The organism is Leisingera sp. ANG49 (assembly GCF_059694505.1).
Genome location: NZ_JCATZN010000003.1, coordinates 654,952 through 669,918, shown reverse-complemented (window position 1 = coordinate 669,918; position 14,967 = coordinate 654,952). Strand labels below are relative to the sequence as shown.

The 14,967-nt window shown below is 58.2% G+C and carries 12 protein-coding genes and 1 tRNA gene; 8 read left to right on the top strand and 5 right to left on the bottom strand.

From position 1 onward, the window contains the following. The first annotated feature begins 89 nt into the window (after nt 1-89). The 5 genes from torT (at nt 90) to AC58NV_RS13550 (ending at nt 5,870) form a co-directional block, all read left to right on the top strand. Nucleotides 90-1,142 (top strand): TMAO reductase system periplasmic protein TorT, encoded by a 1,053-nt coding sequence (gene torT, locus AC58NV_RS13570; protein WP_497227601.1) that lies wholly within the window; start codon nt 90-92, stop codon nt 1,140-1,142. A gap of 144 nt (nt 1,143-1,286) precedes the next feature. After that, complete coding sequence (locus AC58NV_RS13565) at nt 1,287-2,492, top strand: YcaO-like family protein (RefSeq protein WP_497227600.1); 1,206 nt, start codon at nt 1,287-1,289, stop codon at nt 2,490-2,492. A gap of 5 nt (nt 2,493-2,497) precedes the next feature. Beyond that, nucleotides 2,498-3,853, top strand: coding sequence for a TfuA-like protein (locus tag AC58NV_RS13560; RefSeq protein ID WP_497227656.1), 1,356 nt, complete (start codon nt 2,498-2,500; stop codon nt 3,851-3,853). A 24-nt stretch (nt 3,854-3,877) separates the two neighbouring features. Beyond that, nucleotides 3,878-5,176, top strand: a complete 1,299-nt coding sequence (locus AC58NV_RS13555) for a gluzincin family metallopeptidase (protein ID WP_497227599.1) — start codon at nt 3,878-3,880, stop codon at nt 5,174-5,176. 61 nt (nt 5,177-5,237) lie between these two features. Continuing rightward, a complete protein-coding gene (locus tag AC58NV_RS13550; RefSeq protein ID WP_497227598.1) occupies nt 5,238-5,870 on the top strand; it encodes a hypothetical protein in 633 nt (210 codons plus the stop codon). Nucleotides 5,871-5,936: 66 nt separating this feature from the next. On the opposite strand, the gene AC58NV_RS13545 is transcribed toward AC58NV_RS13550, so the two are convergent. Then, nucleotides 5,937-7,706, bottom strand: coding sequence for an adenylate/guanylate cyclase domain-containing protein (locus tag AC58NV_RS13545; RefSeq protein ID WP_497227597.1), 1,770 nt, complete (start codon nt 7,704-7,706; stop codon nt 5,937-5,939). 83 nt (nt 7,707-7,789) lie between these two features. Further along, nucleotides 7,790-8,440 (bottom strand): GNAT family N-acetyltransferase, encoded by a 651-nt coding sequence (locus AC58NV_RS13540; RefSeq protein WP_497227596.1) that lies wholly within the window; start codon nt 8,438-8,440, stop codon nt 7,790-7,792. A 290-nt stretch (nt 8,441-8,730) separates the two neighbouring features. Between AC58NV_RS13540 and AC58NV_RS13535 the strand changes: the two genes are divergently transcribed. Together AC58NV_RS13535 and AC58NV_RS13530 are read left to right on the top strand one after the other, a co-directional pair. Continuing rightward, nucleotides 8,731-8,807: transfer RNA gene (locus AC58NV_RS13535), tRNA-Arg, on the top strand. A 704-nt stretch (nt 8,808-9,511) separates the two neighbouring features. Beyond that, entirely contained in the window at nt 9,512-10,009 is a 498-nt protein-coding gene (locus AC58NV_RS13530; RefSeq protein ID WP_497227595.1) for a DinB family protein, read from the top strand. A 252-nt stretch (nt 10,010-10,261) separates the two neighbouring features. On the opposite strand, the gene AC58NV_RS13525 is transcribed toward AC58NV_RS13530, so the two are convergent. From AC58NV_RS13525 to AC58NV_RS13515, 3 genes are all read right to left on the bottom strand, one after another. After that, complete coding sequence (locus AC58NV_RS13525) at nt 10,262-12,964, bottom strand: AAA family ATPase (RefSeq protein WP_497227594.1); 2,703 nt, start codon at nt 12,962-12,964, stop codon at nt 10,262-10,264. Nucleotides 12,965-13,098: 134 nt separating this feature from the next. Then, nucleotides 13,099-13,917, bottom strand: coding sequence for a competence protein CoiA (locus AC58NV_RS13520; protein ID WP_497227593.1), 819 nt, complete (start codon nt 13,915-13,917; stop codon nt 13,099-13,101). 93 nt (nt 13,918-14,010) lie between these two features. After that, nucleotides 14,011-14,148, bottom strand: coding sequence for a hypothetical protein (locus AC58NV_RS13515; protein ID WP_497227655.1), 138 nt, complete (start codon nt 14,146-14,148; stop codon nt 14,011-14,013). A 280-nt stretch (nt 14,149-14,428) separates the two neighbouring features. On the opposite strand from AC58NV_RS13515, the gene AC58NV_RS13510 reads away from it, so the two are divergent. Continuing rightward, complete coding sequence (locus tag AC58NV_RS13510; RefSeq protein ID WP_497227592.1) at nt 14,429-14,959, top strand: hypothetical protein; 531 nt, start codon at nt 14,429-14,431, stop codon at nt 14,957-14,959. Nucleotides 14,960-14,967 lie beyond the last annotated feature (8 nt).

The following is a 14,967-nucleotide window of genomic DNA, read 5'->3' as shown; positions in this document are numbered from 1 at the left end:
AACTTTCGCCCGCATTTGCGGATTTCGCAAATTTGAATTTCCCTTTTACGCCCCGCTGCCTATCCTCCGTGCCGGGAAAAGGGGTCTTCATGCGCGCATTCTGGCTACTGCTATTCACGTGTTTCAGCACGCCGGCAGCTGCGGACAGCTGGCAGGTGCAGGTGCCGCGGACCGCCTTTGACTACGGCAGCGGGCTGGAGGCCGTGGAATACACTCCGCTCGAACAGGCAGCGCAGGAATGGCGGCTGTGCATCGCCTATCCGCACCTGAAGGACGCCTACTGGCTGAGCGTGAACTACGGGATGGTGGCAGAAGCGGCCCGGCTGGGGGTATCGTTCAAGCTGGTCGAAGCTGGCGGTTATCCCAACCTGCAGCGGCAAATTCAGCAGACAGAGGCTTGTGTCGCCGAAGGGGCCGATGCGCTGATCCTTGGCACCGTATCTTTCGCCGGGCTCACCAGCACGGTGGAACGGATTTCAGCCTCTGTCCCGGTGATTGCGGCTATAAATGATATTTCTGATGCCGGAGTCACCGCCAAGGTGGGGGTGTCCTGGACGGAAATGGGCGCCGAGGCGGGCAGGATCATTGCTGCGCGCCACCCCAAGGGCACTCCTGCGGTCAAGGTTGCCTGGTTTCCGGGTCCTGAGAATGCGGGCTGGGTTACCTTTGTCGAGCAAGGCTTCCGCGTCGCGCTTGCGGAAAGCTCTGCCGTGATTGCAGTGACTAAATACGGCGATACCGGGCGCGAAATCCAGGTGCGGCTGGTCGAGGAAGCGCTGGATGAGGTGCCTGACTTGGATTACATCGCCGGGTCTGCACCCGCTGCGGAGGCCGCGGTGTCGGTGCTGCGAGCTCGCGGCATGCAGGGACAGGTTCAGGTCGTGTCAGACTACATGACTCATGCGGTCTACCGCGGCGTTCTACGCGACCGCATCATTGCTGCGCCGACGGATTTTCCCGTGCTGCAGGGCCGGCTGGCGGTTGAAATGGCAGTGCGCGCAATAGAAGGCAGTTTGCTTGTCAAACATGCAGGACCAGCCATCAGAATATTCGACCGCAGCACAGTAACGGAGGACCTGCTGGATCAGACCCTAGCGCCGGCAAGTTTTGTCCCGGTTTTCGATTTCCAGCCGCAGCAGTAGACGTAAAAGGCGCTGGGCGGTGTCCATGGGGCTGCCATGTTATTGACCGCCAGTCCGCGGCCGGCCATCCTTTGGGCATGTCCGTCCGCTGCCGTCTGGCCGTGGCGGGCGTCCCGTGGCGGTCATGACAGTGAGGCCAGCCAGATGCCCAAGGCACAGAAGAAAGGCTATCTGCACGACACTCACCGGCTGTGTGATCCAGCGCAGACGCTGGCTGCCGTGGGTCCGCTTTTGGCGGACATGGGCATCACCCGGATTGCCAATCTGACCGGGCTGGACAGGGTCGGACTGCCCACGGTTATGGTCACGCGTCCCAATTCCCGGTCTGTTGCCGTATCTCTAGGCAAGGGGCTGACTCTGGAAGCGGCCCAGGCTTCCGGCGTGATGGAGGCCATCGAGTCCTGGCATGCGGAGCGGATCACCATGCCGCTGCGATCAGCCAGCTTCCACGATCTGCAGAAGGAGGCCCTGGTTGCAGATGTGGGGCGGCTGCCGCGCGTGACCGGCGCCAGTTTTAACCCGCAACGCCGGATGCTGTGGATTGAAGGCACCGACCTGGCAACCGGCAGGCAGCATTGGCTGCCCTATGAAATGGTGGACACCGATTATACCGCTCCTCCCAATGGTGGTCAGGGAGCGTTTCCGCGCACCACCAACGGGCTTGCGTCTGGCAACAGCCTGGCGGAGGCTGCCTGCCACGCGGTTTGCGAGTTGATCGAACGGGATGCGATCACCCTGTGGCACCACGCCCCGCCAGGCCCGCGGCTTGACCCGGTCACCATTGATGATCCCCGCTGCCGGGCAGCGTTGGACCGGTTTGCCGCGGCCGGGCTTGAGGCCGGGGTATGGAACATCACCTCCGACCTCGGCGTTCCGGCGTTTCATTGCATGATCTGCGACGCAGGCAGCCGTCCCGGCCATATCGGCATTGGCAGCGGCTGCCATCCGGACCGGGGAATTGCCTTGCTGCGGGCGCTGACGGAGGCAGCGCAGACCCGGCTGACCTATATCTCCGGAGCGCGCGATGATCTGGATCCGGACGAATTCACCCCTGCTGCCGCGGCAGTGCGCGCGCAATACGTCCGCCGCCTGCTCTCCCGTACCAGGGCGGCTGCCCGGTTTAAGGATTGCCCGTCTTTTTCCTCTGCATCTTTCGAAGAGGATCAGGCCTGGCTGCTGAATCAGCTGGAAGCGGCCGGAATGGGGCAGGTTCTGGCCGTCGATCTGTCGCGCCCCGGTTTGGGAATATCCGTGGTGCGTGCGGTGATCCCGGGGTTGGAAGCACCGCATGACGATCCTGATTTCGTTGCTGGCGAGCGGGCAAACAAGGCAGCGGAGGCAAGCGTTTGACAGCGGTGGTGTTTGCCGGGCCGACGATCGCAGCGGAGGGCGTGCAAGCCTTGCTGCCGGGTGCCATCGTTCTGCCGCCTGCCGGTCAGGGGGATATCTTTCAGGCGGCCCGCCGGGGCGCCAACGCTATCGGGCTGATTGACGGCTATTTCGACGGGGTGCCCTCAGTCTGGCACAAGGAAATCCTCTGGGCGATGGAGCAGGGGATCGCCGTGTTCGGAAGTGCCAGCATGGGGGCCTTGCGGGCGGCAGAGCTGTCCGGTTTTGGCATGATTGGCGTTGGCAGGATTTACGATTCCTATGCGTCGGGCATGACCATCGACGATGACGAGGTCGCTGTTCTGCACGGTCCTGCAGAATTGGGTTATGCACCGCTGAGCGAACCGATGGTTTCGATCCGCGCGACGGTGGAGCGCGCGGTCAGCAGCGCGGTTCTGGACGCGGCGCAGGCGGCGGCGGTCCTGGAGGCCGCCAAGGCGCGGTTCTATCAGCAGCGGACCTGGAAGCTGATACTGGCGGATATTTCCGAGGCGTCCTGGCTGGACCGGTTTTCGGCATGGCTGAAGACTGGGGCGGTGGATGCCAAACGCGATGACGCGCAAGAGATGCTGGCACGGATGGCCGAGTTTCTGAGCACTGAAGGGAGGGCTGCCACCCAAGCGCGTGGCGTGATGGAGCACACGCTGGCCTGGCAAGGACTTGTGCGCCGGGCCGAAGCGCAGGACCGCAGCCTGCAGGATACGGACCGGCGGGTGCTTGACGAATTGAGGCTCGAACCGGAGCGCTTTGCCGCGTTCCAGGACCGGGCGGCGCTGCGTTTTCTGGCGCTGAAAGAGGCGCGCAGGTCAGGTGCGCAGGCCGGGCGCGAAGCCACGCTGGCACAGTTCAACAGCCACCGGCAGGCGCATAACCTGTTACGCAGCAAGGACCTGCAGGTGTGGCTGCAGGCCAACGGTCTGACAGCTGCGCAATATGAAGCGGACCTGGGTGAGGCGGCCCAAGCCGCCGCGGCTGTAAGCAGTGTGCAGGATGAACTAGGACCCTACCTTCTGGCGGAACTCCGGTTTTCAGGCGATTTTGCCGCGCTGAAAGCACGGGCCGATGCCAAGCATATGCAGATCGACGGACATGCCCAGCGAGACGGCCCCATGCAACAGGCGGAACGGTTGCGAATGATGGCTTGGTATTTCGGAAACCGCCTGCAACAGGAAATTCCGGATGATGTGGAGGTCCATGCCGCGGCCATCGGGATCGGGGTAGAAGAATTCTTTGAGCTGATCCGGTGTGAATTCATGTATCATCAGGGGTGCAAAACACGGCCCGCGCCGGGCGGCAAGGACGAGGCAGGACAAGACGGGTGAAACCTCCGCAGGATTGGAGGCCCTATGGACGATCCAAACGAGGCGGCTGAGGAAGCTCCGGGAACGCGGTTCCTGCTGTTTCCGCAATCGCCGTTCAGAACTGAAGATCCGGTGCTGGAGCTGGTCGAGATTTCCGCGCCACCAGGCACGATTGGCCCGGGGCCGTCGGGACCGCGGATGTATACTGTCAATGCGCTGGGCAAGGTGATCCCCTATGGTGCGGTTGTGCAGGGGCCTGCCGGGCCGGGCATGTATCTGCCGCCCTGGCAGGGAGAGCTGCATGCGCCGCCGGAGCCGGATGACGATGGGCATTTCCTTCATATCCGGCCTTTTGACCCGGGTTTCGAAGCCGCGCATTTGTTTGCTGCGGCGCATTTTACTCTGGATGTGTGGGAGGCCTATTTCGGCCATGAGATCCCCTGGCATTTCGCCCGCGATTACGACCGGCTGGAACTGTCGCTGCTGCCAAGCCTCGATAACGCCCATATCGGATGGGGGTTTCTTGAAACCGGCGGCACCAGCGAACACGGCGGAGAGTACCGCGCCTACAGCCTGAACTTCGACGTGGTCGCCCATGAGATCGGCCATGCCATTATCTACAGCGTCGCCGGAATGCCTGTTTCCGAGGAAGTCCCTGGCGAGTATTACGGTTTTCACGAATCCGCGGCGGACATGGTTGCGCTGATAGCTTCCCTGCATTTCGGTTCGGTGGTTGAGGAGCTGCTGGAAAACACCAAGGGCAACCTTTACACCTTCAACCAGCTGAACCGCTTTGCAGAACTTGCCGGGAACGCGCAAATCCGAATGGCGGCGAATACCCGTACACTTCAGGATTTTGCACGTGGCTGGAGCAGCGAGCACGCGCTGTCGGAACCCTTGACCGGGGCGATGTTCGACATCCTGGTAGACATTTTCCATGAGCGGTTGCTGGTTCATGACCTGATCACGCCGGAAATGGAGGATCTGTCCGACCAGCTGGAAGAAAGCCCCTATTATGGCGAGGTCATGCAGGCCCTGTTCGATACCCGCTATGATGCTGATCCTGAAGGGTTCCGCGTGGCGCTGCTGGAAGCGAGGGATATCCTGGGTTCTTATCTGGCGGCTGTGTGGAGCATGCTGGATGCAGAAACCCTGACCTATGCGGCGGTGGAGCAGGCGCTGCTGCTGGTCGACCGCAAATCAACCGGCGGTGCGTTTCACTCGATCATCGAGGGCAACTTCAGGATGCGTGGCATCGGCCTGGTTCAGGCCGGGCCGCGTATGGGTGAAGCAGGTGAGGACAGCCATGCCCATTCCGTGCGGACACGGGTGCCGGACGGTTAGACTGCGTATTGGCTGTGAATTTTTCCCATTTTGTGATACTTTCATCCTGAGGGAGAGTTTTGTGGAAGCTGGCAGTTGCAGTCTGCTGCCAGGACCGCTGCAAAAAGATCTTCTGGTGTTTGGTTCCATAGCCACAGGAGTGAGTAAGGTGGCAGAAACGTTACTCAGTTTTTCAGAAGTGTTACTGTTCGGACGACAGGTTGAAGACCTGAAAATCAGGGATGTGAAACGCGGGGATAGGCGGGGCGCCAACGGGCTTCTTGCCAAGCAGCTTCAGGACAAGAGATCTCCCAGGTTCGCCCGCATTTACGGGTTCTCTTACGAAGGTGAGTTTTTTCAACTGCCGGAGCCAATAATACTTCTGGTGCATGGCAAAGGCGAGAAAGCCTTCGCAAAGAGCGGGGCATTTGCAAGAGCTCCGCTGGAGCCGTCGGTATCCGGTGTTGCGGCCGCGGATTTCCAGATGTCCGATGACATTAGAGTCTGGGAATACGACAAGGCCGATTACACGATCCGCATGGATCTGATGACCGGAATGTTCGAGCAAGTTCTGCTGGATGTCTATTTTGGCGGCGGTCCCGGTGTCAGTGGCGCAAAGGTCAGCGGTGCTAAAGTCAGCGGAGCAAAAGTCAGCGGCGCGAAGGTTAGCGGTGCCAAGGTCAGCGGAGCAAAGGCGCGCGGCTCCGGCGACTGAACCGGCTGATACGAGAATGGCAGAAGAGCACTGGCGGGGCTGAATACCCTCCGCCGCCGCTCCGTTTCAGAATCCCGCCTTCTTCAACCCTTCAACAAAATGCTGCGTGTCTTCTACAAGACGGTCGGGTTGCACCTTGGCCCAGCGGTCCAGTGAGAAATTCGGGTGGGCTTCGCGGTGCCGCGCGGCCATGTCCCGCGCCAGTTCCATCTTGCCGAGCTGGGCATAACTGGCGGCCAGCATGCGCTGACCCTCTGTAGGGTTGTTCATCTTCGTCAGCGTGTCGATCACCGCATCGTATTCCTTGAGATTGTAAAAGGCGCCGCCCAGGTGCCACAGATACTGATCCGGGAAGTAGGGGTTGAGCCGCATGGCCTGCTTCAGGTTGCTGATCGCGGTTTCATTGTCGCCGGAGTGTGCCAGCGCATCAGCGTAGTCAGACAGCAGATCGGCGTCATTCGGGTTGAGCGCAAGGGCGCGCTGGTAGGCGCCGATCGCGGCATCGTGCTCCTTGCGGTACAGGTGAACGAAGCCCAATTCGCCAAAGCCGCGGGCGTCCGTCGGGTCCAGTTCCACCGCTCTTTGCGCAAACGCCAGGGCCGTATCCAGCGCGTGGTCCGCATCCTTGGCCCAGGAATACCGCCAATCGATATTCATCGTGCGGGAGATAGCCGCCGATGCCCGGGCATAGTCCTGATCCCGGGCCAAGGCCCTTTCGTACAGCGTTTGCGCTTCGTGATTGTCTTGCCGCGTGTAACGGAAGATGTACTGCTGCCCGCGCAGAACATAGCCATAGGCGGCAAGGTCGGCAGGCGCAGCTTGCGACATCCGCTTACGCTCCTGCGCTTCGATCAGCACGGCGGTAGCTGCGACAATGGCGTCGGTGACTTCATCCTGGATGGCAAAGATGTCATCGATATCCCGGTCATAGCGCTCGCCCCAAATGGTACGGCCGGAATCTGCATCGATCAGCTCAATGGCGATCCGGATCCGGGACGCCGCCCGGCGGACACTTCCCCGCGCTACATAGCGCACTCCCAATTCGCGCGCGGCTTCCTGCGGGGGCATGGAACGCGCCTTGAAAAAGAAGGCGGAATTTCGTGCGATGACAAAGAGATTCTTGAACTTGGACAGGTTCAGAATGATGTCTTCCGTCAGCCCGTCCGCAAACCAGCTGTCGGATTGGTCCCCGCCGAGGCTCGCAAACGGCAAAACGGCAACTGAGGGAATGTCCGGCTGTTGCGGGAGTGCGGGCTGGTTTGCCGGGCGCAGGGTGGCAGCCATCGCCGCCCCCTCGATCTCGCTGCGGACGCAGTAGACCGGAACCGGTTCGGAAATGTTCTTGAGCCGCCGCGGGCCCAGAAATTCGAAGCCAAAGCGCAGCCGGTTGCGGATCTGCTCATAAACGGAGGCACTGACATACACGCGGCCCGGCTCAGCGATTTCCTGCAAACGGGCGGCAATGTTGACGTTGTCGCCGTGAATGCCGCGGTCGTCGATCAGGATTTCGCCCATGTGCACGCCGGCGCGGAACCGCAAATGCTGGTCTTCCGCCCGGGAGTTGTTGTTCTGCTCCGCGATCCGGTGCAACTCGACACCGAATTTCACAGCGTCGGTGGCCGTCTCGAACAAGGCCAGGACACCATCACCGCGGACTGCAACGACTTGTCCGTCATGCGCCTGGCAAGCCGCTTCGAGCTGCTCCAAGAGCGATTTGAGGGCGCTGTAGGTATCAATTTCATCATTGCCCATCAGCCGCGCATAGCCAACCACGTCGGCAAACAGCACCGCTCCAAGCTGCCTCCGGACCGTCGATGTCTTGTCTTGGCCGCTCACAAGCTGTCCTCCTCCTGTGAGAATGGCTGAAACCGGCTGCGGCCCGGATTGGTGCCGTGCGGTGCCGGGCAGGCTGACTATGCTCAGCCTTCTGGCGGATCCTGCGGGCCGGGCGGCCAGGCCCAGCCAGAAACGGCGCCGCCGCGGAAACTGGCGCTGCAGGCCGCATCCAGGTCCCCTGCCAGTGTCTTGCGCCGGGCCTCCCATTCACGGCGTAAAAGCCCGACGCTGACCATGTCGTAGTACCGGCCTTCAGCGAACCATGCTTCCCTCATCCTGCCCTCAGTGGTAAATCCGGCGCGTGACGTCATCTGCTGGCTGCGCGTGTTGTCGGCCCGGTAGTAGGATGTAACGCGATTTAGCCCGATCTGGCGGAAGGCAAAGTCCAGAACCAGCGCCATTGACCGGATTCCGATGCCTTGCCTGCGCCAGTGTTCGTCAATGAACAGCGCGATAACGGCATCACGGTTCACGGCTGAAATGCTCTCCAAACCGGAAACGCCGCATAGCTCGCCAGATTCTGCAGTGATGGCGAACCAGCACTTGGCGGGGTTTATCGCCGCATCCGCGGCCGGCTCCCAAGTGGCTTGCACGCGCGTGGCATCGAACGGCGCCCTGGCGGAACGGTCAAAACGCGCCAGGTCAGCCACATTTTCGAACCAGCCGGCCATTTGGGTGAAGTCACCCGGTTCCAGCGGCCGGAGCCGGAATACTGCTGACTGGCTCTCAGGCATCCGCCGCCTCCCTTGCCTAGACGTGTTGCCGTTCCGGTGTTCATTGCAGCCGGAAGAAGAATGCTTCACTGACAATACCACATTTTCTGGCGGTTTGGGGTGCCCGCAGTCACCGCCTTTGCTAAAGGTTTTGGTGCCGGGTCCCAGACAGGCGGGGAGAGAGCACCGGGTAAAATGCCGCTGGTTCTGACCCAGGCACGCTTTGATGGCGGATGCAGGGCAAGAATCTTTGAACGCAGCATCTTTTGGGGTTGCGGCCTTGTGGCGGTATGATTAAACCCCGCCGCAGTGGACCGATAGCTCAGCTGGATAGAGTACTTGACTACGAATCAAGGGGTCGGGGGTTCGAATCCTCCTCGGTCCGCCACTTCCCAAATGTCGGGCGACGCATAGTTTTGCCATTTGCGACAGAACCCTTCCTTTTTCGTGTCTCCAACATTCCCGCTCGCGCCTCCTGTTCCGCCAGTGGCGAAGCCTTCCCTGATTTTCACTTCGGAAGACCTCGTGTCTTCCGGAGGGCAAAGCAGGGTGGGCGCAGCCCGGACTGCGGCCGGGCGGTGATCTGACACACGGGGCCGGAGCGGTGGAATTGGGAGGGGCCCGCGCCTGGCGCGGGAGGAACCGGATTTCTCCGTGGAGGCTGACGCGCAGCGGCATCAGAACCCGTGTTCAGATTGCCGGCCGGATGGCAGGCGGAGCAATCAAACGGAAAATGCCAGGCGTGCTAGAGCGGAGCGGAGGCGCGGCTGACCTCTGTGCAAGCGATCGCGGTCTCGTCCGCGATCACATTCTAAATTAGGCTGGAAGGGCAGGAGGAAAGCGGTCGGCGAGATCGTCAGCTGCCTTTTGCCACGCGGATCACGAACTCACAACCCCCCAGACAAAGCGGCCATGCCCGATGTGCTTGACGTCACACCTTTAATGACCAACTATCTGGTTGACCGTCCGCACCAGGATCCTGGTCAGGCCGTTCCGTGCCCGGCGCCAAGGAATCTCTAGGCGCTGGAAAAGACGCTTCGGAGCAAGCGTCCGATAATCATCCAACATCGAAAATCAAAGGAGTCTGAGACGATGATCTCAGCCGAATATTGCAGGCTCATGTCCCGCTACAATACCTGGCAGAATACTTCATTGGTAACTACTGCTGACCGGCTCACCGAAGTGGCGCGACACAAGGATCGGGGCGCATTCTTCCAATCAATAGCGGCAACCCTGAACCATCTGTATTGGGCTGACGCCCTGATATTGCAGCGATTGAAGGGAAACGAGCGGCCAGAGCAAACCATCACGCACTCTCTAACCAGCCCGTCGGATTGGAACGACTTCAAAGCTTTGCGTTCCATGCGCGACGAGGAAATTGAAGAGTGGGCGGCCCGACTGCGTGACGCTGACCTCGACGGAATGGTTGTTTGGTATCCAGGCGACGGCTCAACCCGTATCGAGAAACCAAAGTCTCTTTGCGCAGCAGAGCTCTTCAATCACCAGACCCACCACCGGGGTCAGGTCCACGCAATGCTGACAGCTGCAGGTGCAGAGCCGGAGCTAACTGGACTGTCAATGTTGCCATAGATCGCACAAAAAGGCCCAAGGCACGAATTTGCCAAAACTGCTTCCGGCGGTGGAAAGGGCAGGAAGAAAGCAGCCGGCGAGATATTCAGTTGCCCTTCGCCATGCCAGACGCAAACTCACACTACGCGGACCAGGCTGCCATTCGCTGGAGGTGCGGCCCAGACCGGCCCTTGTGTCCGCTTTGCTGCATATAGCTGACATTGCATACCTCAAATGAAAGCCAGTGGACTTGCGGCAGTAGGCTAAAGCTGCTCACAGAAACTCGGGCTCCGGGCCCTTCTCGTAGCTATGCCCCTTCTCCAAAGTCGCTTTTCTTTCAGAGATCTTCTTGTGAAAATCGACTAGGGCCTGAAGGTCCGCTTCAATATCTTTCTGCGGCGGCAGTTCCGGCGGCAGGTCTGGTACCCTGTCATGTCCGGAATAGTGCGAACATCTTTTCATGCCTTCAAATATCTCCGGATAATCGTCAGCCGGATCATAGCAGGCATGCTTAAGGCTCTGCGTCATTATTTCTGGTCGAAAACGCTGGATCGCCCCATTGAACAGAATTTCCTCAACCATCCTTTCCCAAGTTTCGCGCATCAGAGTGTAGATCGCTGTCAAAGCATCACGGAACTCTGGAACAGTTGGGTCATAGCCATCCTTAAACAGCTTGGCCTTGGCTTCACTGAGCTCGCCTATGCGCTGCTTAGTCCTTTTTGTATGAGACGGCCTGCCCGCGTCATCAATAATGCCGAACTTGGTTCCGCCTTGGCTCGACATCCACTCAGTATGACACGGCTGCCCAGCACGGCGGGCTTCATTTTCCACCATATAATGGAAAACAATATTGTGCGTAAAAATAACAACTTGGCGGCCGTCGGCGGCTTCCACCACAAGTCGTTTGGCAACGGCTTCCATGCGAGTGTGATCAAGTGAGGACACAGGATCATCAACAATGATCCCGTGCTCCGCGCCGACCTCAATCAATTCGGCAAGAAAGCAAGAAAGAGCCAGTGCCCTCTGTTCGCCTTCACTAAGAACGTCGCTGTTGTTGGCAACACGTTGTTGGGCGGTCAGACCCACCTCAATAACACTATCACCGCCCGCACTTCTGTCAGACAGATCAATCGGAATGTGCGAAAGCCTGAGCGTCTCGAGTTCTTCTGTAAGCTGTTTTTTGAGGCTCTCGGTCAGTAGAACACGACGGCGTGCAGTCAATTGGCGGCCAATCGGCCCGGAAGCACACTGCTTGCGTGCCTCCTTAATCCGAAGTCTCTCCACGAGCTTCTTTAACCGCTCAACGACAGTCTCAATTTCCTGGTTGAGCCGCTTGTTGTCCTCAAGCTCCGCTTTGTTCTTGTTGAGCTCGCCCAAGCGAGCGGTGTCAGCCTCGCCATCTTCAAGCGCATCAATCTTGCCTTGAAGCGCTTCGACGCCAGCATCAATTTTCTTGATCAGATCGGCCTGAAGCGAAGCCAACTCATCTAGCCGAGAGAAGGCGCCCGCCTCGATCATCGCATTGATGGCTTCAAGCCGCTGCGATAGCACCCCGTACGTCGCGACAATTTCTTCGACGATGACTTGTGGTTCATCGCTCATGCCGCGGTAACCACCAAGCTGCGCTTCAGCTTGCTTTGGTGTCTTGATGCGCAGTGCATTGACTGTGCCGACAAGCTCATTATAGGCCACTGCTGCATTTTGGCTGTCGGTCGCGGCGCGTCCTGAAATATACCGATCAAATTCAGCCATGCGAGCTGAAGCATCGGTATCCAGTGGCTGTTGGCAAAGCACGCATGTTTCACCGGCAACGAGCTTTGGCTCGTCGTGGTCGGGGAAGGCCTCTCCAGCGAATTCCCGGGCGTACAAAAGCATCTGCCGCCAGGCTGCAGAACCGATTTCAGGAATAGGCATACCTTCACCAAGACCGCGCGCGGCGGCTTCAGCTGTCGCTGATTTTGTCGCCATTTCCTCATGGGCATCCGAAAGTTTTTTGACGCCTTCTTCACCCAATACGTCGATGAAATCCGAAAGCTCGGATTTTACATTTTCGAGCTCCTGCTTTGCAGCCTTATGCGCGCGAAGTAGTACTTTAGGATCATCGCGTATCTCGTCAGTAATTCTCTGAAGCATAGCTTCTTTGTCGTCATTCCAATCAGCGATTGCGCGCAACCCTGCTTCGTCTGGCAAACCTACTTGAGCTGTATTGGGGGAAAGCTTTTCCAGAGCCTGAGAAGCCGAAGTGCCTTCGGTATAGCCTCCGGGAAGAGCTGTTCGGATCGCGCTATCGATATCATTCTCACGCAACTCAAACTCGCGATCCAGAGCCTTTGCCGCCAGTGCCAGCTTGTTCAGAATGTCGAGTTCATAAGGAAGGAATTCAACCTTGCGATCTTTATCGACGTAAACGCGCGCCGTATCAGTGTCGAAAACCGATATGCGGGCAAGCTCCGGTGGTGACGGATCACCGCGCCGCCAAGTCACCTCTTGGCGCTCAGGCTCACACCCCTCAATGCCGATCACCAGATCAACCTCCGGCGGATCAGCGCGCATCGGTTCGAAAACATTTCCTGTGAGGTCCTGGGGACTCAAAGATCGGCAAAGCTGTTTTGCGATCCGGCAATATCCGCTCTTTCCCGAAGCGTTCGCGCCGTACACAAGCGTAACGCCAGTTTTGGCAAACTTGATCGGTGGTTGGTCGCTAGCCAGCCTGTCTATGCCCCGAACCGGACCGATCGAGCCAAGAATCGTGCGCGCGGCATCTATCCCTGCGTCAGATAGATGTTCGGCGGCAAGCGGGCTGACATGAAGGTGTTCATCATCAATGAGGCCAACCTCCTGCTCAATGACCTTTCGCAAAATGGAAAGATCATCGTCAGTTAGTTCTCCGGTCGTTGCTAAACGTCGAAGCGCGTCCTTTTGCCAGACGGGCCGTGTACCTTGAGCGGACCAGGTAACAAGCTCTTCAAATGCCATCAGGAAACCTTTGGGAAGTAATACTCGCTTAAAACGTAACATAGCGAATATGTTGCTTCCACCTGAAGCTGCAAAGGCGCGACACTTCACCCGCCTAACACTCAACGGCTGTAGCAGGCGAGATCATGATCGGGCTAAGAATGACCAATAGCTCTCGCATCATCAAGCGCTTCAAAATCGTTCAAGAGCTGGCGCTTGGGCACGAAGCGAACACAGCTCAAACCGGTCTCATCATACTTCTCGAGCTTGCAGAGAAAATCATAACCGAAGTCGATGAACACCGGACATGCAGCATCTAGCCAGGTTCTTCGAGGACGTCGCCATTCGTACTGGTGATGGCCTCGGTATTCGGCCTTTATCTCGGTCGCTACTTGTCGAAAGAAGCCCAACTCGACCAATCCATCGGGCATGTTTGTCTTTGAAAGGGCCGGGTATGATTTCCGATTGGTCGAAATGCGAAAGAACATTGCGTTCGCTGCCTCGCAAGTTCGTCCTTTCGCTTTGTACCATATGAGGTCTTTCCCCAGCTCTGAATCGGGATCAGGCAGGATGTGACCGAGGCGGAAGCTCTTTTGAAACGGCGTCCCATCCACAATCCACACGAGATTTTGATAGAAGTCCTCCCGTGAGATTCTCTCAGCATCTGAGAGGCAGGAGTGCTGAACTTCGATGTATACACCTAACCTAGTTCTAATATCTGCCCTGTGGATTTCTCCATCCTCTGACGCATGGATCACCTCGCGGCATTCTTCAGGAAAACGGTTCTTCCACGACCTATGCCAGGCAGTTTCATTCTCCCACCAAGGATCGCAGGTTTTGCGCCTTGTGTGTGCCCAATGATGAGCGACTCGTGGACCGCATTTCGCAATCACGGCCCCTCCACATACTGGGCAACTGCCTTGCCCTTTCTTGAAGGCTTCTGATCTTGCACCATCAACAACTGCATACTGCATAGAGCGATTTACTCTCCTGTCTGAACGCTCCCAAAGGTGGAGTGATGAACTGCGCCTCAGCTTATAGGGGCGACCTCGCAAATAAGGTAGATGCTAGTTGTTTATGATGTGCCCTGCTGCTCTCTGACCCCGAATTGCCTCTTCAGTTTCTGTGGCTGGGATCAGCACATGCTCGCCGTCATAAGTGCAGACGACAAATACGCCGATGTCATTGGAGGACAGCGGCGCAATCAGCGATTGGACAAGCTATGGGCTCACTGCCGCCTAGCGGCAGCGCAACGCCGATAGACCGGCCCAAGCTTGTCCCAGGCCAACCGTGATCGGCTCAAGCCAGCCCATAGCAGACATGACTGATCTACAGACTGGTCGGAAACCGGAGTTTCGGGAAATGACAGTTAGCAGCCCTGCCGAAGACCTGAGGCGGTTTCAAACTGTACTCCTTTTGATTGAAACGCTTTCGACGTCGCCGTACCCTTACTAGAACGAACACAGAACACATGAGGCCGATGTTATGGTTTATGAAATCGAGCTTACGGACAAAGAGTCAGAAATCCTCAGCGGCATTGAGTTGGATCAATCGGCGCTGGATCATGAGCAATACAAACGGCAAGCACCATTGATCTTGGAGCTATTGCAGTCTCTTACGGAGCGGAACGCCATTCCCAAAGTCCGTTTGCGCTATTGGTCGGACCCGGAATACCAGATCGGGCGCTTGAAGACTTCGCACAAGGGCCTGTTTGAAAGGAACGGGCGGCAGGGCGATGAAATCTACACCCACCCACACTTCCTAAAATATCTTCGCTATTTCCTATTTGGTGCGCAGTTGCCAGCGTCCGCAATCGCCGAATTTGAAAACGTTGTTGGCAACCCGGACTGGGTATCGTCAGGCGACATTACCGACATTACGAAAGGAACACGGGCAATCGTTCGCAAGTACGGGTTGCAGGATGAAGACGAAGAGTTTTATCGGCACGCGTTGGATGTGGGGTTGAGCCAATGGTTCGCCAAGTCCATTCGGGATGCGGTGAAGCAAGTTTGCTGAGACAAGCC